The following is a 22395-nucleotide window of genomic DNA, read 5'->3' as shown; positions in this document are numbered from 1 at the left end:
CGCGATTTCACTGGTAGTTCATGGGGAAGCGGGAATCATCAATCGTACCCGATGGGACAAAATCTTGATTTCCAGTGGCAGCCGTCCGGCATAGTCGCCGTCCAATTCATATGCCACACGGCAATCGGATTCGATTCGCAAACGGGTCACACGCGAGCGATCTACATCTGCAAACCGATGATGAAACCCGCCGACAACACCGGCCAAGTAACACAGCCCGCTGACAATGCCGCGCCCAGCGAATGTAATTAAATCCAATTGGCCGTCGTCGCCGATCGCCCCCGGTTCGACCTTCAGCGCCGCAGCGTAACAGGGCAGATTAAACGCCATCGCCCAACCGACTTGGCGGCGGGCGATGCACTGATCAGTTTCATCAAACGACAAAACCCGCAACACAGGAAATCGATAGCGAACCAGACTGTGCACCATTGGTTTCAAATAGTGCGAGCGACGAATGTGCCCTTTGCGTTTCAGGTGCACGCGTCGAACCACATCGGCATCAAACCCGACGGTCGCCATGATCAAGAACAGTCGCCCGTTGGCCAGCCCGGCATCCAACTGCATGGTCCGACCGCTCGCGAGAGTTTTCATCACCGCGTCGGCATCATTGGACAGGCCGTAGTGCCGGGCGATCAAATTTTCCGTCCCCATCGGCATCGCTAGCAACGGAGTGTCGGCTTGGGTGTGTGATGCCACCAATCCGAGTGTCCCATCGCCGCCGGCCGCGATCACCACCGGTTGGGGAAGCCCCTGCTGGCGGCGATCATCAACCAGTTCTCGCAGCAATTTTGGGCAACCGACCACCGCGTTGGGTATCGCTGCCGCATCCAATCGATCGATCAGCCGCGGAATCTGCTGCCTGGCCGCACCACTGCCGGCTTTGGGGCTGGTGAACAGGAGCACATCAGCAGTCATTCGGATTCCATCGATCAGGTTTGCAGAGAGAGAGGAAGGATCGTCGCACATTCACTGGCAATGTTTCCCGTTCTCGTAGCTGGGCCCGCCAGGGTTCAAACCGACTCTGCCCAGGCCGGTTGGCGAGTGAAAAGCGCACGGGCGGCTAGGCTCATGGAGCCCCTGGGGACGATCAATATTTGCCAAATTTAGGCTCTCCGGGGCAATCTGTCTCAAGAATCTGCCTTGTCGCGACGGCGTCCACGTTGGTACCACGTCCTCCGGCCACGCACCGCGCGAGGCCTTTGACGCGAATGGAAGATCGCGTTTTCCTCGTCGAAACGGTTTGTTCTCGCCCTATGACACAGCGACTCCCCCATTTTCGTCGCCAATTCGCTGCGATTGGCATTCGCCATACGTTATTGCGCCCTGCAATTTACGTCTTTGCCGTGATGGTGGGGATGATTGCTATGAATTCTTCGGCAACCGCACAATTTGGCGGTCCCGGGATGGGCGGCGCCCAAGCCGGGCCCAGCGGGGGCGGCGGAGCGCCCGGACCAGCGGAACGGGCAAAATTTCGCGACCACATACACAATCAAGACGCCTTGCCGATCGGACGCGAAAAAGGTGACAAGATCGTCGCGTCGGTCAACGTCGTTGGCAATCGCACGATCAGCGAAAACGTGATTCTGCAAAAAATGCAGACCAAGAAAGGACGCTTCTACAGCCGTGAAGTGCTGTTGGGAGACATCCACCGGCTGAACGAAATGAAATCGTTCGATCACGTCACTTTCAAAACCGAAGAAACGCCGGCCGGTGTCGAAGTCACCTATGTCGTTCACGAACGCCCCGCGATCACGCAACTGGAATTCCATGGCAACAATCGCGTCAACGACCGCGATCTCAAAGGCCGCGCCGGGTTGGAAGTCAAAGACCCGCTAAGTGAATTCTCGATCGAATCGGCCCGCCGACGACTGATCGACTACTACAAAGAAGAAGGCTTCAATCAGGTCGCGATCTCGTCGACGATCGGGTTCAAAGACCAACCGGGCATGGTGATCTTTCGGATCAACGAAGGCCCCAAAGAACGGATCGCATCGGTCAACGTACTCGGCAATTCGATTCTGAGTGAAGCGCGGCTGAAAAAGATTATCAAAAGCCGTGGCCCGTTCATGAAACTCGGCTACTACATTTCGAACGTCGCCGACATCGCCAAGATCGATCGAGACGTCGACATCTTAGCCGCCACCTATCACAACCTCGGCTACCTGACCGCCACCGTCGGCCGCCGAATTTCCTACGACGAAACCGGAAAATGGCTGAGCGTGACGTTTGTCATCAACGAAGGCAAACGGTTCAAAATCAACAGCGTGCAAATCATCGGCAACCAGTTTGTCACCGAGCAATCGCTCCGCCAGCGATTGGAACTCAAAGCCGGCGACATGTTTGACGGCTCGATCATGAAACGCGACGTCGGAGAAATCATCTACGGCTACGGTGAACTGGGCTTCATCTATGCCGACGTGAAACCGCAGACGGTCATGCGTGATGAAGAAAACACGGTCGACCTGGTCTACAAAATCAACGAGGGTGATCGTTGGAAAATTGGACAAATCCGTGTCAACATCGAAGGCGAACCGCACCTGATGCGTGAAACCGTGATGCTGAACATGTTGGAAATGCGTGAGGGTGACTTTATCGACCGTCGGTTGCTGGAAATCGGCCAGCGACGGTTGACCAATAGCCAACTGCTGGAAACCAACCCCCAAATCGCGGACCCGCCGGACATCATCGTTGAACCCCGCAAGGACGCGTATTGATGCACTTGTCAAACCAACCCTGCCCGCTGACGGCGGCCGACCCGACCAATCAACCTCTCGCAAGCGAATCATACCGGATGGACCCGATCGAATTGCCGAAACGCACCCCTCGCGCCGCTGGTGTGATGTCGACCGCAGCGCGGGTGATGGTCGCTGCGCTGGCAACATGGACCGGCACCGCAACGGTCCACGCCCAATATCCGCCGGCCACACAATATCCGCCGGCCACGCAGTACCCGCCGTCCGCTCAATCGCCGCCGATCACGCCCTACCAACCGGCGACCCCCTACACCCAATCCCCACAAACCCTGAGCCCGCCGCCGGCTCAACCGTATCAGCCGACACCGCAGGCAACGTTTCCGCCGACGCAGTTCGGACCACGCACACAACAAACCATCGTTCCCGCCCCCTCGGTTCCCGGCAGCGGCACGGCGTTTCCACCGATCGCTACCGATCCGGTTTACACGCCCAACGTTCGCGTTGCCGATTTGATCGTCAACGGATTTCCGGCGCGGACCGGGCGTATCATGCTCGGTGGTGCCGTCAACAGTGACGCCGGTGTGACGGGACAGATCACGATCGACGAACGCAACTTTGACATCATGCGTTGGCCACGCTCTTTTCGAGACCTGTTTGGTGGAACCGCATTCCGTGGTGCCGGCCAGACGTTCCGACTGGAAGCCGCGCCCGGCAGTCAGTATGACCGCTACACCATGCAGTTCGCCGACCCCAACCTGTTCGGCTACTTGCCAATCAGTTTCTCGGCCAGCGGATTTCTGTACGATCGCGCCTTCAATGACTGGAGCGAAAACCGATTGGGCGGACAATTCTCGCTGGGCTATCGCATCACACCCGACCTGTCATTGTCGGTTGGCATCGGCGGCCAAAATGTTGACATCAGCGACATTCGCAAACCCAATGGCGGCGATCCTGAACTGAACGCCCTGGAAGGCAACAATGAACTGTATGCGGGCAACATCTCGTTGACTCACAACACTCGCGACAGTCCGATCCAGCCCAGCGAAGGCCATTACTTCAACCTGAAATTCGAAGAAACATTCGGTGACTTTGAATATTCGCGACTGGAAATGGAGTACCGTAAATACTGGTTGCTTGCCTCACGTGCCGACGGCAGTGGGAAACAAACGATTTCATACAGCACCCAACTTGGTTTTAGCGGCAAAGACACCCCGGTGTTCGAGAACTTTTTCGCCGGCGGTTATGCCACGCTTCGCGGATTTGATTTCCGCGGCGCCAGCCCGGTCGTCAACGGGGTCGAGGTCGGTGGCGAGTTCCAATTTTTGAATTCCGTCGAATACATGTTCCCGATCACCGCCGACGATGCCTTTCGTGGAGTCGCATTTTGTGACTTCGGTACGGTCGAGAGCAGTGTTAAACTGGATGCAGATACGTTTCGTGTTGCCCCTGGCCTGGGGCTACGTGTTGCCATTCCGGCCCTCGGACCGGCACCGCTCGCATTCGATTTTGCCGTCCCTGTCGCCAAGGCCGATTTCGACGACGAGCGAATTTTCAGCTTCTACATGAGTTTGATTCGGTAACCTTGCACCAGCCGCCTAATTCACCCGGTGCCTCCGGTTCGTGGTCTCAGCAGATCCAGACCAGGTATCGATGCACTTTTTCCCAAGACCTGCAGCGCTGGTTCGACCAAGAACTGTGGCGAGTGACGCCGTCCGAAACGAACCATCGTTTCACCGCCGCAATCTCCCCACAAGAACTGTTGAGCAACGCCCCGGCGGCGATTTGGCCGGCGCTCATGCCCTGTGATTTTTTGCCAATCCTAGGCAATCAAATGGGCGACTGGCTGTGCCTGCGATTTCGAGCGGATAACAGTGCCAGCCAAATCGTGCATTGGTACCACGGTGGTGGTGACTGGATTCCCTGGGGCGATTCATTGGCCGAAGCAATCTTGTTCGATAGTTTCCGTCAGCGTCTGCCCGGCAGTATTCGCGACCACGCCATCCCTGCTATCGACGACGCGTCCAACGCGACAGGCGATCCAGCCGAGGGCCCATTAGACACCTGGGCGCTAGAACAACTGCAACGCGACTCCGTCACACCGACCGATGCCGAACGTCTGCAAACCCTGTCGGGTCATGAACTGGCCGAAGCGTTGATCCAGCGCCATCTCTGCCTGCCCGCAGTGCGCTGCCATCTGGTCATCGATGCATTGGCCAACCCATTGATCAGCGACGAGATCTTGGACGCTTGGTCAGCGACCGAAAACGACCAAGTCCAACGGTCCCTGTTGGACAATCAATTGATGACCGAGTCGCAAATCGCATTGGTCCAGCAATTGACCGGGCTCACGAGCGAACAAATCCTTGCCCAACAGGATTGGGACAGCGTCCATTCACAGTGCAGGCAGGTGACTCGGCAGACGCCGCTGCTGGCATGGGCCTGGGATCTGCTGGGATACTCATTAGAACGATCCGATGACGTTCCCGCCGCGATTGATGCCTATCGCCATGGACTGCGATGCTCGATCTTCACCGACCAGACCGTTCGCGTCCGCACACATGGGTTCAATGGCGACGGCCAAAAATTCTCGGCGGCGAGACTGATCCAACTCGCGTACCAGTCCAGCGATCCGGACGAACAAACCTATCTGAACGCACTCTCGTGCCCCAACGCCGACGAGCGGCGGGAACAAGTTCGCAGCCACTTTGCCGCACTGGCTGCGAAAGCCGATCCGGCGACCGCGCATGACCTGTGGTTCCGCGCCGGCTGGGATTTAGGCGCCGAACCGATGATCGCGTTCGCCGAGTTGCTCGATCAAGTCACCGTCACCTCGAAAACCGCCGGCCGAGTCGCGCAAAGCGAACTCGCCCAAACCCATCGCAACTGCTTCCGCGATCGCTACGGCATCTAATGCTGGTGACACATCGGTGGGAAGTCGTCTGATCTCCCGAGGGAGGGTCATGACGCTGCGCATTTTATTGCAACCCGAGGCGTCAGTTTTGAAGTTGCGCTTCTATGGTAACCCGACGCGTCAGCGAGAGATTTAGGGTGTTAGCCAGATCCCTCGCTGACGCGTCGGGTTACAAAAAAACAATGCCTCAGATCTCAAATCAACAACCATCGATCGCGCCCTGAATCCGCAACGATTGAGCCGGGAAAATGACTCGGTTGCGTTGCCATCACTCCCTGTCTGGTAATCTAACTGGATCGTTTGAATTAACTTTGATCCCTTGCTGCGAGTTTGTGTGATGTTTTTAGCTGAGTTTTTCTTGCGACCGATCGGCCCCTGCCTGACGCGATGTTTGTGCCTGGGAATCCTCGTGGGACTGGGCGATATCGCTTCCCTGCACGGTGAAACCTGGAGCGACATCAGTGGAAAGTTTAATATCGAAGCGGAGTATGTTGGCGTCGAAGGCACCGCGGTGGTCCTGCGCCGCAGCGATGGTGTGGTCGCCAAAGTCCCGATCGCGAAGTTAAGTGCCGAGAGTCGCGCGAGGGCACAGCAGTTGTATCAAGCTGCACAAAACGCAGCACCGGCCGATGCACAGGCCAGCGAAACAACCCAACCGATTGCGTCCTCGCTTGCCCAGCCAGATTTCGCTCCCACGCCACCAAACGTTCCGCCGATGCCGGCGTTCCCAGAAAACGCATCCCTCCAACAAACGGTAACCTTTGTCACCGAACAGGCGTTGGCCGGGCATCCCGAAGTGCTGTGGTATGCCTTGCCGCAGGACATCCGCGCAGGTTTTGATAGTGCCGAAGTGCGATCGACACTTCAAGAAGCCTCTGTCGAACAGCAAAGTCTCTATCAACCGATCTCTGACGGCTTCATGAAGGCCTGCGAGATTCTAATTCGCAAGAAACAATTTGTGCTCAACACACCTGCACTGGCGATGGCCCCACCACAGGCCAAACAAATCATCACGCAGGTTTATGATCCGCTGACCGGACTGGCCTATGAATCATTCACCGCACTGTCCGATATGAAACTGTTGACCGAACATTCGATTCGCGACTGGGCTAACTACTACGGGCCTCGAATCGGAGGTCATCTGCATGCGTTGGCGGCGGTCGCACCACCGGGAATGATCCAACAGTACACCACCCAAATTCAGGTTCAGCAAACCGATGCCTTTCATGGCACCCTCTCGATTCCTCAACCCGACGGTACCACCAAGACAATTGAAATGGAACAATACCGTGGCCGCTGGATCCCTCAGGAACTAGCCAAAGTGTGGGAGGAGAAAGGCGCTTCGCTAGCCGCAGACTTGAAAAAACAAATGGAGGAAAGTCGCGCGCAGATGAAAGCGAACGGGGGGCAAACGGAAGCCGCCACTCAAGCGTTCACTCAAATGATTGACGCCAATCTCAATCCACTGCTCAACGCCAGCACTCAAGAAGAGTTCGACCAAGCCCTCGGTGGTGTGATCGCGATGGCCACGATGTTTCAGGGTGGTCCAGCGCTACCGCAATAGCAGCCGCCCTCAAAAACCGGCCGCCCCCAACCGGCCTCGCACAGAGGCCAGCCAGACGGGCGGCGTTCGATTGTTCGCTGCGGAGTGGCGTTAGACGCCGGCGAGGCGGTCAGCCAGGATCGGATCGTTAGCGGCCACTCGCATCGGGTCGGCACCGATGGTCCCTACCAGACTGTCGACATAGCCGGGTTGCTGAGCTTCATCCAGCATCGCTTTGGCGTACTGCAACCGACTCTCCAAATCCAAGTTGGCTGCGGTACGATCGGCGGGCGTCGATTGGATCTGTGCTTCCAATCGACCGACAAAGTCTTTCCAGTGCAACACGTCACGATCTTGCTGTTCCAGCAACCGCCGTTTGTACCAGTCGCTCGCTAACAAGTTCTCACGGGTGAACAGCTCACGAACTTGCGGATCGTCGATCGTTTTGCCTTCGAACTCACCGGTCGCCAAGATGCTGACGATTGCTCGCAGCGGCGGGCTGGCCAGTTCGTAGCCGCCATCTTCCATGTACCGCTGCGCGACTTTCTGTTGCGCTTCGGCGATGTGCAAGATGCCATCGGCAAACGATTCGAGATCTTGTTTTTCCGGCTGCAAGATTTCGTCGCTGAAGACTTTACTGGGATTATCAAAGACGCGCGCCATGTAGGTGCGCACGAACCGTTTAGTGATTCGATACCCCAAACGACTCGCTGGGATCGTCACGCCGTTGTGCTGGAAGTCTTCAATTTTCTCCAGCATTCCGTCAGCAATCATCTTCTTCGGACAGCGTTCTTCCGGGGTCAGACGACACCAGACTTCGGGAATCAACAACGAGATGTCGTGACCAACCTGGAAGCGAGGCCCGATGTGGCCGGCTGCCGTGCTGAACCCGCCCAATTCCGTCAGGATCATCGACACAATCATGTTGTTCATGTCGGTCGATGGCATCAATGCGTTGAATGGGCCTTTCGTGAGCGCCCCTTCGCTGCCTGCCCCGGTCGTGCTGGGGCTTTTCCCGGTCAACGAACACAGATAATCCATCACCAGTTCAGGCATTTCCTGATAGTGCAACGGCGAATAGACGGCCAGCGAACGAATCGCCTTTTCTACTTCGGGCGGGTTGTTTCGACGGCCGCCCAAAACCGCTGCCACGGGAATTTGAATCGGCTCATCGGCTTTCAGCTTGCGATAAAACTGAATCCCACGCCGGGCCACATATGCGTCGCGTGCATAAACCATGTCGGGACGGTCTTGCAGATAACGCGGATTCTTTGTCATCTGGCCGTCGATCAGGCGTGGATTCGCCGTGCTGACGACAAAGCTGTCGCCGTGCAGAACGGCATCTTTCAACAGATGTTCCATCGGCCCGGTGAACTTGTCGAATTCGATCGCGTCTTGAACGATCTCGCGGACTTCGTCCGTCGACAACGGTTGGAAATTGCTGATGAAGTTTCCGGGCTGGGACAGGTCCCATTCGGTTTGTTTGTCCAATCCACGGTGGACCGCATCATCAGGACGCTGAAACAATCGGTACTCGCAGTTTTCGACGAACTTGTAACTGCCGGCCGGTTCAACCGCTTTGCCGACGTCGTTGATGACATTGGCTGGCGCCACGGTACTGGCGCTGATGTCGTCTTCACGCTGGACCTTTGCCGCCGCGATGAAGTCCTGACGCAGTTTGAATGTTCGCCAACGGTTGTCGTCCAAACCGACTCGCAGATAGGTCCCCACCAGCGTTCGATCACCAAGCTTCAATTCGTGTCCCGGTGAACCATTGACGATATCAACACCGAAACGATCTTTCCAATTTGCTTTGGTATTGGCTTTGGTAAATCGTTTGATGATCAACGCCATCGAATAGACGTGGGCGGGGATGCCATCAAGCCATTGATTGTAAGCGTCGTTGTACTCGGGCGAAGGGGTCAGCAACTTGATCACACTGCCCAAACTGCGGGTGTGATCCAGAACCTTGCGACTGGGGCCTTCGGTGTAGTCCGTGCGGCCTTCGTAGGAATCCGACCAACGGTCGGAGTAGTCGCGTTCAAAGATCTCGTCCAACTTGGCAAAGTCTTTGTCGCGGTCACCAATAAAAATGGGACCGTACAGCATGTAGTCGTCCAAACTCTTGCTGATTTCGCTTTTACCACCACCACTGACGGTGCAGGGTTTGTGACAGAATATGCCTTCACCGACCGTCCCCACCAGTCGCCATGAAGGCGCGTTGGGGTGTTTTTCTAAGCGAATTTTGTAGCCGCTAGGCGTGATGTAAATCTCGTCGGGTGACAACGGGATGCGATGCTGCTTGCCATCACGACTCCATTTGATGCAGCGCTCGGCCAACGTCGCTTTGGCATCTTCGGGAATGTAGATGATCGAAGCATCGTTCTTGTCGACTCCGTAGCCTTCCGGTTTTGCATCGACAAATTCTGGATAGGCCGCTGCGATGTCGTCGAACGTGCGACCGTTGTAACGTCGGCTGTCGACCTGGAATTCTTCGCCGAGTGAATACGACGGAAACGCCAGCGCGCCACCGGCATGTTCCTCTTCGCAGCGCCCCATCAGGTTGCAGGAATAACTGATCTGCGTCTTGACTTCCTTTTTGCAATAACCGTAGTAGTTGTCGGCGATCAGCGTCACGATCACGCCGTTTCGGTCACGGCAAGTCAATTTGAACGCCGAACCATCATTGTAGGGTTCCGATTCGTCGGTCCAACACATTCGGTCGGCACGCTGGCGATCGCTAGCGTCGCGTTCATGGGGCAACCCCAGTTCCTTTTTGGTCAGCTTCGTCAAATGGGGTGCCAAAATCACACACCCGGTGTGCCCGGTCCAGGCTTTGACGTCCAATCCCGCGTCGTTGTCGGGAATCAATGGATCGCCGGCATTGCCAAAAATTGATTCGACGAAATCCAGATTGCTGACCAAGGTGCCGGGAGCAAAAAATCGAGTCTCCATCGACTTGGCTTCGCAAAACCCTGGTACCGCGGGGCAAACCAGCGGTCGTAACATCAATGAAACCCAGGTGTGCGAGGGTTCCGCTGCGTTGGCCGTGTAGGGCAACAACGTGGTGTCTTCCGGCGGCGCCATCGCAGCGCGGAACAGGTTGACGAAAACTTCTTTGGGAACGGCCCGCTTGTCCCCAGGAATCGGCAAACCACCCTCGACCACGTGGAACGTACCAGCCGTGGTGCGACGATCGGCTCGGGGGTTGTTCAACACACCGTTGCTGCAGCGGTAGGAACTGACCAGGTCCGTGGAGAATTCGTCGCCGTTGATCGGCAGACTTAACTCGCGCGCCATCCCATGCCGGTCCAACGTCAGCGTGGGCGAGGGCAGACGCAGCGGTTTGTCGCCCAATTCACTTTCAAAATAGTTTGCAAGAAACGATTCGATCCGTGAATCGATCGGGGCTCGGTGCGATGCCAGCAGCCGCGTTTTTTCGCGCATGCTGTCCAAAATCCCACTCGAAAACTCCGTCATCGAGTCTGCCACCTGACCATCCGGTGGCAACAATCCTGCCGCCGCCAATTGCAACACCAGGTAGGTGCGAAGATTTTTGCGTTCTGCCGGATCGGTGGTAAGCGACTTGTCCCAACCGAGAGCTCGCTGTAATTCGCCGGCATCCTTGTAGAGAGAGAGATTTTCACGAAGGAGTGACATAAAAATCTTTGCGGTTAGAGACTGATCGAATAGGAAACGGACACAGGATAGCAAACGAAACGGACCCGGTCGTCGTGCCGTGCCCCGGTCACTGCCGTGCCCAGCACTGAGCGGAACACGAGCGGGGAGATTGGGCAACAGGTAGCGTTGCCGAGCCATCCGTTATGCGGCTATGATGGCAGGATTAACGCCTGGCCGGCGTGGCAACTCGCGTCACAAGAATCAGGCTGGCCGCTGGCTTTTTTTCTTTGACCCCGTTTGCCTGCCACCGCTACGATCGCGCTACGGCAATTCTCCGCCCACTCGCCCACCTTCCTTTTTACCGATCCGGATTGATCTGTAATGCTGCTACAGCCCCATCGCTATCGCCTCACATTGTTTGCCCTGGCGGCCTGCTGGTCGCTCGGCGTTTTCCACTGGAAACCTGCCCAGGCGGAACTCGGCGTCACCCCGCCAGAACAATTTTCCGTGCCAGCCGGATTCGAAGTCCAGCTGGTCTACGACGTGCCCAACAAAGAACAGGGGTCCTGGGTGAGCCTGACCGTGGACCCCAAAGGACGCTTGCTCGCATCGGACCAAAACGGCAGCCTATACCGCATCGACGTCTCGGGGGACAAAGCAGATGTCCAACCGCTGAAGGTTAAAATTGGATCGGCACAGGGATTGTTATTCGCATTTGACTCGTTGTACGTCAACGTGAACGGCGGCAAACAAGCCAATGGCGTCTATCGATTGCGTGACACCAATGGCGATGACCAGTTCGACCAGACCGAATTGATTTTGCCACTCGATGGCGGCGGAGAACACGGCCCCCATGCATTGATCTTGTCTGCCGACGGTAAACGGATTCTGACCTGTGGTGGCAACATGACGAAGTTGCCAAAGGAAGTGGCTCACAGCCGCGTCCCACAGGTTTGGGCAGAAGACCATTTGTTGGGGCGAATGCCGGATGCACGCGGACATGCCGCCGACCGGATGGCACCGGGCGGATGGATCGGTTCCTTTTTTCCCGACGGATCAGATTTTGAACTGATCGCATCGGGTTTCCGCAACGAATATGACATCGCACTCAATGACCAAGGCGAACTGTTCAGCTACGACGCTGACATGGAATGGGACGTCGGCACACCGTGGTACCGCCCCACCCGTGTCACGCATGTCATCAGTGCCGCTGAATTCGGATGGCGCAACGGTACCGGCAAATGGCCGGCGTATCTGCCCGACTCGTTTGACGCGGCGGTTAACATCGGCGCCGGATCACCGACCGGCATCTGTTTCGGCTACGGCACCAAGTTCCCCAGCAAGTACCGCAGCGCGTTGTTCATCGCCGATTGGAGCTATGGCAATATCCATGCGGTGCACTTGACACCGGATGGCAGCACCTACACCGGAACCTACGAAACGTTTGCGACTGCGGCACCACTGCCGGTCACGGACATGGTCGTTCGCCCTCAAGACGGCGCGCTGTACTTTGCCGTCGGTGGACGCGGAACCCAAAGCGGGCTGTACCGTGTGATCTACACCGGCGACATGGTCGATGAAACCATCGACGAGATGGCTGACGCCAAGACCCAGAAGGCGGTTAAGTTACGAAAACGCCTGGAATCCTTCCACACCGGTCCGGCAAACAACAAAGCCATCGGCCCAGCCATCCGCCATTTGGCTTCGCCGGACCGCGCCATCCGCTTCGCCGCACGCACCGCACTGGAACACCAACCGGTCGATCAGTGGCGCGACAAAATCGAAACCATCGAAAACGATCAGGCGCGCGCCCTTGCGGTTGTCGCTCTGGCACGCACCGGCACCGCCGACGACAAAGCCATCGCGATGCAAGCTTTGAAACGCTGCGATTGGGACAGCCTTTCGCCGCAAGGCCGAATCGATTTGCTGCGTGCCTATGCGTTGGTCGCAATCCGCCTAGGGGAATTCAATGACGACGAATCCGCAGCGATTGCGGAACAAATTTCGGGTCAGTTTCCGACCGGCGATGACAATGTCGATCGCGAACTGGCACAGATGTTGGTGTACTTGAAAGTGCCCGGTGCGACGCAGCAAATCGTTCACGAAATGCTGGCCGCGCCCAGTCAAGAAAACCAGATCTTCTATGCCCTGACACTGCGTGGCGCATCGCAGGGTTGGGACGAACCGACCTATCGCGATTACTTCGGCTGGTTCAATGATGTGCAATCCGCCCGCGGTGGCATGTCGTTTGGCGGTTTCATCAAGAACATCAAAGACGCAGCGCTCGAAAACGTTCCCGCGGAGATCAAAACGAAACTGGCTGACGTCCTGGCTGCACCGAAAGTCAAAGAAACCGAGACCGAACAGCGCGAGTTTGTTCAAAAATGGACGGTCGACGATTTGCTAGGCACCGTCAGTGACTCCAATCGCAAGCCAAACTTTGAAAACGGCAAATCCGTGTTCGCCACCGCGCAGTGCTACAAATGCCATCGCATGGGAATCCAAGGCGGAATCCTGGGACCTGACTTGACGGGTGCCGGCGGCCGATTCTCGCACAAAGATCTGCTGACCGCGATGATCGATCCCAACCAGGCGATCAGTGACCAATACGGATCAACGCAGTTCTTGACCGAAGACGGCAAGATCGTAGTCGGGCGGGTGGTCAACATGAGCGGCAATAAGCTGCGAGTGATGACGAACATGCTGGATCCATCCTCACTGGCAGAGGTCAACACCGAGGAGATCGAAACGACGCAGCCGAGCAAGACCAGCCTGATGCCGTCCGGCCTGCTGGATACCTTCACCGCCGAAGACATCGCCGACCTAGTCGCCTACCTTCGTGCCGGAGGCAATCAAGCCAGCCCGATCTATCAATCAACGGTCGCTGGAAAATAGCTCCAACTGGCCTCAACCACTTCGCGACGCCATGGCGTCGCGAAGTGAGCCTGTTTTCCGGCTGCACGAGACCGAATGGGTCAAACAGTTTTTTCACGTGCTGCCGCATACATCACGCTGAAAAAGACGATTGCCCGATCAAACGCCACGGTCACATTTATGGCACACAAAGCGCGATCGAGTGGGCGTGGATCCCGGCCTCGCCCAACCGCAACGTGATCAAGTCCGCGCGACGCATCCCGGTGGCGTAAAATAGTTCCAAGATCCAGCGGTCTCAAAGTCCAGTCGCCGTGCTGAAATCGACACCGCTCAAGAGCGTTTCCGCTGTCAACTTCCCGTGGGGAAATTCCAGTTCTGTCTATACGCCACGATCGCGAAGTCGACGCTGAAGGTCACTCTCGATCGCTACTAACTGCTCCATCGCCAGCCCATCAACGGGCACCTGCCCCGTGTTGAGTAACGTGCTCAGCAGTTGAATTCGTCCTTTGACTTCGCCCAATGCCTCACCTTCCGCCTTGCCTTCCGCCCTGCCTTCCGCCTTGCCTTCAAGCCGAGCTTGCTCGACTGCGTGCTGCATTCTTGCACGTTCGTCGCGTTGTGCTTTGAGACGTAGTTCGTACTGGCTGCGCTGTTCTGGGGTTCGTTGGATCATCTCGAGTACCTCGGCGGCTTCGGTGAAAGCGGGGCAGTTGAATCGTTGCTCGATGTCTTCGGTCGTCATTTCATCGGCTTGACGGAAAAAGTAGAGCCACGCTTCGACCGGATCGGTGATGACTCTATTATCACTTGGCACGGGGTACTTGGGCAACTCTAGAAGATGAATTTGCAAGCCGTCGGTCAGTCTGAGGTTGCCCTCGCGACTTCGCAGTTGAAAATCACTGTGAATTTGCGGTGAATCACGAAACAGGACGGCATCGAGAACGCAGATGCTGATGGCCGGTCTGAGCAGCGTGTAGCCATCGCCTTCGCCCATTTGGCTGACGTACATTGATGCGGTGTAGTAGGCCAATCGCTGCGACAAGCCTGCCGGCAGACTGGTCTGCATCTCGATGTCATACAAACGTCCTGTTGAATCGCGGGCCGCCACGTCCAGGATAGACAATTTGTCAATGTCGTCCTCTTTGCCCATGATTGGGTTAATAATCTCGACGTCGGTGATTTGGATTTCATCACCAAGAATCGCATTTAAAAAGTGCAGCGTAATCGCGGGATGCTCAGGGCTCCCGAGCAGCAGTTTGAATGCGTAGTCGACGGTCGGGTCGATTCCGATGGCCATGAACGGTCTGCAACTTGGGTGAGGATTGATGAGCAGTCAGCAGTGTAAGCGTTCTCTCTGTCCAGGGTGGGGTTGCTGTCGCGGGAAGCTGCCGGTGGTCGATTACGCATTCTTTGATGCTTTCACAGTTGGATCGCATGGTAAACGTTGAACACCAAAGTCGAAAACCGTGACCTTCGGATTTTGCTCAGCAATGGCGTCAACCACTCGCCAGACTGGATATCGACAACGGCAACGTGGCCGAAGACGGGGAGACCGCGGTCGCTCGCAAATAGTCCCAACGGGATTTGGACCAAGCAACGATCCGATCAATACGCTTCAATCACCTCGCGACCATTGCGTGTTGCCAGTGAATCGTAGACGTCCGCGTCGATGTGTTCGGTGATGGCTCGCACAGAACCGTCGCAGAGGGCAAATTGACAAAGCCCCGTGTGGGGCGCCGCCAAACCCTTGTCGTCACCGCCGAGTTGGTTCGGTCGATACTGGGTTTCAAACAACACCATGTGTCCGTGGTCATCCGTCAATTCGGTGATCTCTCGAACTGCGGCGCTCCAGGCATTTTCAAACACACTGTGCCCCCCCGCGGTTGGCTGGGCCAGTGGGATGGGTCCGTTGTGACGCTCACCAAGTGCCAAGGTGTTCGATAGGCCGTCCAAAATTGCCGAAACCGGTAATCGACTGTTGCGGTAAAACACACCACGACTTTTTGTTGGCGTGTCATCTAAGTTAATGGACTCATCCGCCGGTCCCCAATTGGCCGCGTAGCTGGCTGCCGCATAGCGTTCTACCGGGTCGCTCGAGTCGTCACGAACGACAAAATGCTCACTCGAATAGGTATCACTGGGGCACAGAAACACCGGCAAGGACGTCTCTCGGCCCTGTTGATTCGCAATGTCCCAGATTGGCCGGTCATCATCGAACAAGTCAGCGACTTGGCCCTGTTCGAGTTGTGGCAACATCGCCGCCCCCCATGCCAGTCCCATGTGGTTGGCCGGCTGTAGTGGAGAACCCTGGGGCCCAAATTTGTGCAAATATCCAGACGGCAACATGCGGAACGCCGATTCGTAGTTGTGAAGGCCTAACGCAAGCTGTTTGAGATTGTTTTGACAGGACATCCGTCGCGCCGCTTCACGCGCTGCCTGAACTGCCGGCAGCAGCAACCCGACCAAAATGCCGATGATGGCAATCACCACCAATAATTCGACAAGCGTGAACGCCGAGCAACGCTTTCGACGCGGCGCACATTCCGCAGCAGCGACGAGGGATGGGGAACAATGGTTTTCCATGAGTCCGAATGCTGGGTTAAAGTTCTAAATCGATGTACTGGCTATACGTGCCGCCAACTGCCGCTGGATCGACGAAAAGATCGCGATTCAGAGATTAGCTACGCGCGCGTCACCCAGCTGTACAGCGGGATGTTGTACAGCGGGATCCTAGTCGACGATCACGCTGAGTTCACCCTGTCGGTACAGCAATTTTTCGCGCACGCTGAAAACTTGGTTTTCCCAGCGTATCGAATCGATCGTGATATGCCGCGATTGCTGGTCAACAGAAATTGCTTGGTGAAGTTCTGCAGGAAACTCTAGGACGAAAGGTCCGTTGGGCTGCGGGGCAATACACTGCAACTGGCCGGCGAAGGCTCCGCTGTGGATGTCAGCCATGATCGCAGTGGACTCAACCTGCCAGGGTGTGAAGTTCCCGTCCCAATCTTCCGCTAAAAAATAGAGCAACAAACCTTGCGGAAGTTGCGAGACCACTTCCAGGTGCGGTCGCATTCCACTAGCGTCACCGGAAACCCGCTGCAAACTGACGATTGACCCTCCATGCAACCCGGCGGCGTGGCGATGGGCATGCCCGTGCGGGTGAGCATGCATGCCCTCGAACGGCTCGTCGTGCTGATGTTCGTGCCGATGCTGATCGCTATGCAAATGCTTATGATCATGGTGCAAATCGACAGTTGTATCCGTCGAGACTGGCGGTATCGCGGGCGGCGGTTTGTAACAACCATTGACCAACAGCAGCGCGACTGCGATGAAAAGGCGTCGAATCATGACGATGATTCTATCGCAAATCCACTGCCGTTTAATCACCCGAACAATACGCCCCCCAATCAATTGCCGACCGAGGACATCGACGAACATGGAACAATCATTTCTCGCATATCTGCGTGGCCGCACCCGCCAGTTGCCACAGGTCGCGGTGGGTATTGGTGATGACGCGGCCGTGATCGACCCCAGCGGACGGTCGCTGATCGCTTGCACCGACCAAATCATTGATGGCGTCGATTTCAAGTCCGCCGACCAGGATTTGGTCGACATCGGTTATAAAGCGATGGCGGTGAACTTGAGCGATATTGCTGCGATGGGCGCGACCGCCGACAGCGCGTTGGTCACGTTGGCGCTGCCCAAACAAGATGCCACCAAGATTGCCGGCGAAGTCTATGAGGGCATCCTGCAAGCGGCCAAACAATATGACGTGGCGATAGCCGGCGGCGACATTTCCACCTACGACGGACCACTGGCGATCAGCATCACTCTGCTGGGGCAGGTTGCTTTGGGAGACCCGTGGTTGCGGAGCGGTGCGTTGGATGGCGACGTGGTGTTGGCCAGCGGAAGCTTTGGCGGCAGCATCCGAGGGCGTCATCTGCGCCCCACACCTCGAATCGCACTGGCTACTGCAATCCGCGAGCTGGCGACCGTACACGCCGCGATCGATGTCAGCGATGGCCTGTCGCTGGACCTGGATCGGATGTGTGCCAGCAGCGGGTTTGGAATCGAACTGGATGTCGATGCGATACCGATCCACCCCGATGCGATCGCGTTGGCGGCCAAAACGGGACGCAAACCGTTTCAACATGCATGGAGCGATGGCGAGGACTTTGAATTGCTGCTGGCCGTTTCGCCTGACGATGCACAGCGTTTGCTGGCTGCCGATCTACCCACCCCCCTGACAGCCATCGGTACGATCGTCGGTCGCACGGGGATCTGGAAAAAACAGGAAGGCAAATTCCAACGACTGTCCCCGCAGGGTTACGAGCACTGATCAATCTCGTGGTTTCCCAACCGATTGAAAACCACGCCCAATCGCCCGCCACCCCAATCGATATCGGTCCTGCAGACACCACTGCACGTAGGTGTTGCTGTTGGGACCGGGGGCGTAACGATAGGTTTGACACCAGGGATAAACTTGCGGAGAACTCTCAATCCGCTGGGCCAATTCGATAGCTTGATCGCCCACCCAACGATGCACTCGTGTGGACGGGTTCTGACGCACGCCTGTATCGGCCGCAAACAGGTTGCGATGCAGATGCCCCCAACTCTGCCCTCCCTTGTCGGCGTGCTGCCAAATCTCCCAACGATCGATTTGCTGCGGGCGCAAGACAACCAGCCAATTGTGCTCGGCAAACCATGCCCAAATCGGCAACCGCGAGGACCACAGTTCGACGAACAGGGATTCATCGCTCGATCGCCTCGAAACGTTTTGGTCGGCCATCAGCTAGGAACCAATGTCGCCACGGTCTCCCGTACGGCCGGATGAAATGTCGGCGGCAAAACATTCGATCAAGGTGGCGACATTGGCCATCCGGTCCAGCTCGCGGAGTGCGCGCACACTGCGATCAAGCCTGGCTAGCGTGATCGGACGAACCGAATCGGAAAACGCCTCGTCGCGCATTGCACTGCGGTAGTGCTGCACCGCGATCGAGAAAATATCACGCAGTACGGCGCGTTTCTTGGAGGCTTCCTTGCCGACCTCATCGGTACGTGTGGTGACAATACGGCGGATCGCAATCGGGTCGGGGTAGGGGTCCGAAAGCGCGCCAACCATGGCGTCGCGAAAGCGGCGTGAATCATCATCCAACAAACGCAGCGCCACCGAAATATCGCCCGATGCGATCTCCACCGCTTGGGCCACCAGAGATTCCTCCGCATCGATTTGATGAACATCACGAATCAAACGTGTCGCATCGTCGTCGCTCAGCGGTGAAAACCGAATCACTTGGCAACGCGAGCGGATGGTGGGCAACTGTTGTTGTTCGCTGGTGCCGACCAGAATGATCAGCGAATCGGCGGGCGGTTCTTCGAGCGTTTTCAGCAAGCAGTTGGCGCCTTCTTCGTTCAAAAAGTCGGCGTCTTCTAGAATCGCGATCTTGCGATTACCACAGTAGGGGCTGAGCCGCACGTCACGACAAAACCCTTCCTGCATTCGCACTTCGGGACGACCGATCAACAAATCGAGCGGGATCGCAGTTTTGTCTTTGGGTTTGCGAACGCGGATCACATCAGGATGTGTTTCCGCGTTGACCTGCACACAAGATTCGCACTGTCCGCAGGGAGCCATCGCAGTGGCGGGACTACGACTGCACAACAATGTCTTGGCCAACAGACTGGCAACACTACGTTTGCCGACACCAGGCGGTCCGACAAACAAAAAACTGCCGCCCATGCGATTTTGCTTGATCGAATGGGCAAACCACGACACCAGATGCGCGTTGCCGATTAAATCAGACCAACTGGCAATCATGTCGCCGTCTGGTCAACAACAGTCGGGCCCGTTGGCAACGGGTCGTGATGCGCCCCGTTCAGATTGTCCCGGTTCAGTTTTTCAATCTTGTCGATCTTGGCCACGCGATCGGCATGCCGCCCGCCATCAAAATCAGTTTGCAACCAGCGCAAGACCAGATCATCGATGGAACGTTCACCGATCAGATCCCCGGGCAAACAGAGCACGTTGACGTCGTTGTGCCGGCGACTCATTTCCACCATCACTTCGTCATAACAGGGTGCAGCGCGCACGCCGACAAACTTGTTGGCTGTGATCGCCATGCCGATGCCGGTGCCACAGATCAAAATCCCTCGCTCGGCTTCACCGGCGCCGACGCGGCGGGCGACGGCTTCGGCAAAATCCGGATAGTCCACGGATGATTCACCGTGCGTTCCCTCGTCCAAGGTTTCAAAACCGTTGGCTTGTAGAGATTGAATCAAACGGGCTTTGATTTGCACGCCACGATGATCGCTACCAAGTGAAATTCGCATCACGCTGACTCCTTATCTCCGTCAGAGACTTCAGGAAAAAAGTCGTCCTCCAGACGCTCAAACCACTGTTCCAATTCTTGCTCCATCTGATCGGCACATTGCCGGTAGGCGTCTACCGGCATCCCGATCGGATCGGAGATATCGCCGCCATCGTGACGCAACGTGAACACGCGATCGTGCATGTCCGGCCACGCCGCCAAGATCGCGGCGCGGTGCGAACGTGTCATCGTCAGCAATAAATCAGCAACATTCATGATTTCGTCGCCCAGGGGCTGACTGGCATGACCTGTTAAATCCAATTTTCGGTCCCCCATCACTTCGATCGATTGGGGACTGGCACTGTGACCGGCCGATGCAGCGACGCCCGCAGAAAGCACACGGACCGCATCCTCACATCCTAACTTTTTTCGCAGCAATTCTCGCATTAAAGTTTCTGCCATCGGGCTGCGACACGTGTTGCCGGTACAGACCATCACGATAACAGGTTTAACGAATTGGTTCATAGCGGCTCGTTCGATCACTCCTTCACGCAACAACTCCCATCGATTGCCCACCACGCGGACAACGGTCGATGCCCCACCATAACGGGTTGGACCGTCGTCGAGCAGCAGTGGCAAACGTCCGGAGAGCTGATCAACCACCCCCTGGGCTTCGGTTTGTGCCGGTTTTCCGGATAAATTGGCGCTGGTCAGCACCAGCGGGGCCGCCATGAATCGATGAATTGCCTCCAAAATGCGATGCTCCACCACTCGAAATCCGATTCCCCCGCCGTCGCCTGTGATCCGATCGCGGACCGACTGCGGCAACTGATTGACAGCTGAATGAGAATTTTCGCAGGGGGTGACCAGCGTCAACGGGCCCGGCCAACACCGATAACTTAGACGCCGTGCGACCGGAGATGCTTCGCAGAAAAAATCTTCGGCTGCCTGCCGGCTGCGGACCGAAATCGCCATCGGAGCGTCTCCACGCCCCTTGATCTGAATGATTTTCTCGACCGCGTCGGCATCCAGGGCATGCGCCGCCAACCCGTAAACCGTATCGGTCGGCAAAGCGACCACCTGACCCTCGCTAAGCGCCTGGACGGTTCGGTGGATGATGTCACGAGGATCGTCGGTTTGGCGCAGATCAAGAACAGTGGTCATGAAAACCGACAGGGGTGATTCCGGATGTATTCGTTGCGGTTGCCCATTGTACGAACCGTAAAATTAAATCCACAAGCCACCAAACGGGAAAACACCCCCAAAACAGGTTGTGAAACTTCGGCCAACGACGATCAGGGCGGGCGACACAGCCCCGATCGACCGCGTATGATGATGCTGAAGCGTAACTTGGGAGCCCGGAAACACGTGAACGACGCCGAACCTATTTTCCACACGACAGCTAGTCGGCGTAGTCTACTGAAACACGCCGCCGCCGGTTCACTGGCGCTATTGTCGGCAACCGTGGGTGGCTGTGTCCCCGCCACCGATGCCAGCCAAACCGATCTGGTCTGGGGCCGCCGAGGCCAAAGCAGCGGCCGCTTTCTGAAACCTCGCGCAATCACCATCGACCGTCGTGATCAACTGTACATTGTCGACACCACCGGTCGCATCCAAGTCTTTGATCGCGACGGCAATTGGCTGCGTGAGTGGCGCACACCCGAAACAAAAAATGGCCGTCCGACCGGATTGGCAATCCAATTCGGGGATTCACCGGATCACGATCTGTTACTGGTCGCCGACACGCATTACTACCGAATGTTGGTGTTCAGTCTGGATGGCAAACGGCTTCCGGAACGCGAAATCGGCGGAACCGCCGGCCACAATCCCGGTGAGTTCGCCTTTGTCACCGAAGCCGTCGCCGACACGAATGGTTGTTACTACATCGGCGAATACGGTGATTCCGACCGGATCCAGAAATTCGATCCCGATGGCCGGTTCATCACACAATGGGGAGGCACCGGGCGCGAGGTCGAAAAATTTGTTCGTCCGCAAAGTCTGGCAATCGCCAACGATGTGCTGTGGGTCGCCGACGCCTGCAATCATCGCATCCAACGTTATGACATCAGCGGTGACGAACCACGCTGGATGGATGTCTGGGGCGAACAGGGCATCGAACCGGGACAGTTTCACTATCCCTATGACCTGGTGGTACTCGATGACGGCGGCGTACTGGTCTGCGAATACGGTAACCAACGCATCCAGCGTTTAACCGCCGACGGCAAACCACTGGCGATTTGGGGATCACCGGGTTTCGAAATCGGGCAACTGTACCAGCCCTGGGGAATGGTCGTTGACTCCTACAAACAGATGCACGTCTTGGACAGCAATAACCATCGCGTGCAGCGCGCCTGGCTGCCCAGCTAAGACCAGCCGCAGCGCGGTTTGCCTGCTTTTGGCACGGTGAGCAGCCCAGCGGATTCATCAGCCGTTGAAAGCGAGATC

General features: G+C 56.8%; 16 protein-coding genes. 7 read left to right on the top strand and 9 right to left on the bottom strand.

The window, feature by feature from the left end; translation table 11 throughout:
- Positions 1–18 precede the first annotated feature (18 nt).
- Complete coding sequence (locus NHH03_RS23980) at positions 19–915, bottom strand: diacylglycerol/lipid kinase family protein (protein WP_253160512.1); 897 nt, start codon at positions 913–915, stop codon at positions 19–21.
- A 449-nt stretch (positions 916–1364) separates the two neighbouring features.
- Between NHH03_RS23980 and NHH03_RS23975 the strand changes: the two genes are divergently transcribed.
- The 4 genes from NHH03_RS23975 to NHH03_RS23960 all read left to right on the top strand — a co-directional run bounded on the left by NHH03_RS23975 (position 1365) and on the right by NHH03_RS23960 (position 7168).
- Positions 1365–2714, top strand: a complete 1350-nt coding sequence (locus tag NHH03_RS23975; protein ID WP_253160510.1) for a BamA/OMP85 family outer membrane protein — start codon at positions 1365–1367, stop codon at positions 2712–2714.
- A 125-nt stretch (positions 2715–2839) separates the two neighbouring features.
- The gene (locus NHH03_RS23970; protein ID WP_390895621.1) at positions 2840–4273 is read left to right on the top strand and encodes a BamA/OMP85 family outer membrane protein; all 1434 of its coding nucleotides are present in this window, start codon (positions 2840–2842) and stop codon (positions 4271–4273) included.
- A 122-nt stretch (positions 4274–4395) separates the two neighbouring features.
- Positions 4396–5604, top strand: a complete 1209-nt coding sequence (locus NHH03_RS23965) for an SMI1/KNR4 family protein (protein WP_253160506.1) — start codon at positions 4396–4398, stop codon at positions 5602–5604.
- A gap of 337 nt (positions 5605–5941) precedes the next feature.
- A complete protein-coding gene (locus NHH03_RS23960; RefSeq protein WP_253160504.1) occupies positions 5942–7168 on the top strand; it encodes an SHD1 domain-containing protein in 1227 nt (408 codons plus the stop codon).
- Between the two features lie 90 nt (positions 7169–7258).
- On the opposite strand, the gene NHH03_RS23955 is transcribed toward NHH03_RS23960, so the two are convergent.
- Positions 7259–10807, bottom strand: a complete 3549-nt coding sequence (locus NHH03_RS23955; protein ID WP_253160502.1) for a hypothetical protein — start codon at positions 10805–10807, stop codon at positions 7259–7261.
- 342 nt (positions 10808–11149) lie between these two features.
- Here NHH03_RS23955 and NHH03_RS23950 point away from each other — a divergent pair, with 342 nt between their 5' ends.
- Entirely contained in the window at positions 11150–13663 is a 2514-nt protein-coding gene (locus tag NHH03_RS23950) for a c-type cytochrome (RefSeq protein WP_253160500.1), read from the top strand.
- A 358-nt stretch (positions 13664–14021) separates the two neighbouring features.
- Here NHH03_RS23950 and NHH03_RS23945 read toward each other — a convergent pair whose 3' ends face one another.
- The 3 genes from NHH03_RS23945 to NHH03_RS23935 all read right to left on the bottom strand — a co-directional run bounded on the left by NHH03_RS23945 (position 14022) and on the right by NHH03_RS23935 (position 16990).
- Entirely contained in the window at positions 14022–14939 is a 918-nt protein-coding gene (locus NHH03_RS23945; RefSeq protein ID WP_253160498.1) for an Rpn family recombination-promoting nuclease/putative transposase, read from the bottom strand.
- Between the two features lie 308 nt (positions 14940–15247).
- Positions 15248–16225, bottom strand: a complete 978-nt coding sequence (locus NHH03_RS23940; protein WP_253160496.1) for a DUF1559 domain-containing protein — start codon at positions 16223–16225, stop codon at positions 15248–15250.
- 147 nt (positions 16226–16372) lie between these two features.
- Complete coding sequence (locus NHH03_RS23935) at positions 16373–16990, bottom strand: hypothetical protein (protein WP_253160495.1); 618 nt, start codon at positions 16988–16990, stop codon at positions 16373–16375.
- Positions 16991–17078: 88 nt separating this feature from the next.
- On the opposite strand from NHH03_RS23935, the gene thiL reads away from it, so the two are divergent.
- Complete coding sequence (thiL, locus tag NHH03_RS23930; protein ID WP_253160493.1) at positions 17079–17981, top strand: thiamine-phosphate kinase; 903 nt, start codon at positions 17079–17081, stop codon at positions 17979–17981.
- Here thiL and NHH03_RS23925 read toward each other — a convergent pair whose 3' ends face one another.
- The 4 genes from NHH03_RS23925 to NHH03_RS23910 are packed head-to-tail and all read right to left on the bottom strand — an operon-like array spanning position 17982 to position 21114.
- Positions 17982–18431 carry a DUF3750 domain-containing protein gene (locus tag NHH03_RS23925; RefSeq protein WP_253160491.1) on the bottom strand — a complete coding sequence of 150 codons (450 nt, stop codon included), beginning with the start codon at positions 18429–18431 and terminating at the stop codon, positions 17982–17984.
- Between the two features lie 3 nt (positions 18432–18434).
- Positions 18435–19460, bottom strand: coding sequence for a DNA polymerase III subunit (locus NHH03_RS23920; RefSeq protein WP_253160489.1), 1026 nt, complete (start codon positions 19458–19460; stop codon positions 18435–18437).
- Positions 19457–19972, bottom strand: a complete 516-nt coding sequence (gene rpiB / locus NHH03_RS23915) for a ribose 5-phosphate isomerase B (RefSeq protein ID WP_253160486.1) — start codon at positions 19970–19972, stop codon at positions 19457–19459. Before rpiB ends, NHH03_RS23920 begins: the two co-directional genes overlap by 4 nt.
- Positions 19972–21114, bottom strand: a complete 1143-nt coding sequence (locus NHH03_RS23910; protein ID WP_253160484.1) for an L-threonylcarbamoyladenylate synthase — start codon at positions 21112–21114, stop codon at positions 19972–19974. The genes rpiB and NHH03_RS23910 overlap by 1 nt, the downstream gene beginning before the upstream one ends.
- Before the next feature lie 204 nt (positions 21115–21318).
- Here NHH03_RS23910 and NHH03_RS23905 point away from each other — a divergent pair, with 204 nt between their 5' ends.
- On the top strand, positions 21319–22317 hold the full coding sequence (locus tag NHH03_RS23905; protein WP_390895619.1) for an NHL repeat-containing protein: 999 nt from the start codon (positions 21319–21321) through the stop codon (positions 22315–22317).
- The last annotated feature ends 78 nt before the right edge of the window (positions 22318–22395 follow it).

The sequence above is a fragment of the Stieleria tagensis genome (genome assembly GCF_024129865.1).
GTDB classification, from domain to species: Bacteria; Planctomycetota; Planctomycetia; order Pirellulales; family Pirellulaceae; genus Stieleria; species Stieleria tagensis.
The sequence above is the reverse complement of the archived record's forward strand: the minus strand, read 5'-3'. Positions and strand labels throughout refer to the sequence as shown.

Bases quoted from the DNA above. Each gene is read 5' to 3' on its own strand.
- NHH03_RS23980 (WP_253160512.1), bottom strand. From the start codon at position 915: ATGACTGCTGATGTGCTCCTGTTCACCAGCCCCAAAGCCGGCAGTGGT.
- NHH03_RS23975 (WP_253160510.1), top strand. From the start codon at position 1,365: ATGAATTCTTCGGCAACCGCACAATTTGGCGGTCCCGGGATGGGCGGC.
- NHH03_RS23970 (WP_390895621.1), top strand. From the start codon at position 2,840: ATGTCGACCGCAGCGCGGGTGATGGTCGCTGCGCTGGCAACATGGACC.
- NHH03_RS23960 (WP_253160504.1), top strand. From the start codon at position 5,942: ATGTTTTTAGCTGAGTTTTTCTTGCGACCGATCGGCCCCTGCCTGACG.
- NHH03_RS23955 (WP_253160502.1), bottom strand. From the start codon at position 10,807: ATGTCACTCCTTCGTGAAAATCTCTCTCTCTACAAGGATGCCGGCGAA.
- NHH03_RS23950 (WP_253160500.1), top strand. From the start codon at position 11,150: ATGCTGCTACAGCCCCATCGCTATCGCCTCACATTGTTTGCCCTGGCG.
- NHH03_RS23945 (WP_253160498.1), bottom strand. From the start codon at position 14,939: ATGGCCATCGGAATCGACCCGACCGTCGACTACGCATTCAAACTGCTG.
- NHH03_RS23940 (WP_253160496.1), bottom strand. From the start codon at position 16,225: ATGGAAAACCATTGTTCCCCATCCCTCGTCGCTGCTGCGGAATGTGCG.
- NHH03_RS23935 (WP_253160495.1), bottom strand. From the start codon at position 16,990: ATGATTCGACGCCTTTTCATCGCAGTCGCGCTGCTGTTGGTCAATGGT.
- thiL (WP_253160493.1), top strand. From the start codon at position 17,079: ATGGAACAATCATTTCTCGCATATCTGCGTGGCCGCACCCGCCAGTTG.
- NHH03_RS23925 (WP_253160491.1), bottom strand. From the start codon at position 18,431: ATGGCCGACCAAAACGTTTCGAGGCGATCGAGCGATGAATCCCTGTTC.
- NHH03_RS23920 (WP_253160489.1), bottom strand. From the start codon at position 19,460: ATGATTGCCAGTTGGTCTGATTTAATCGGCAACGCGCATCTGGTGTCG.
- rpiB (WP_253160486.1), bottom strand. From the start codon at position 19,972: ATGCGAATTTCACTTGGTAGCGATCATCGTGGCGTGCAAATCAAAGCC.
- NHH03_RS23910 (WP_253160484.1), bottom strand. From the start codon at position 21,114: ATGACCACTGTTCTTGATCTGCGCCAAACCGACGATCCTCGTGACATC.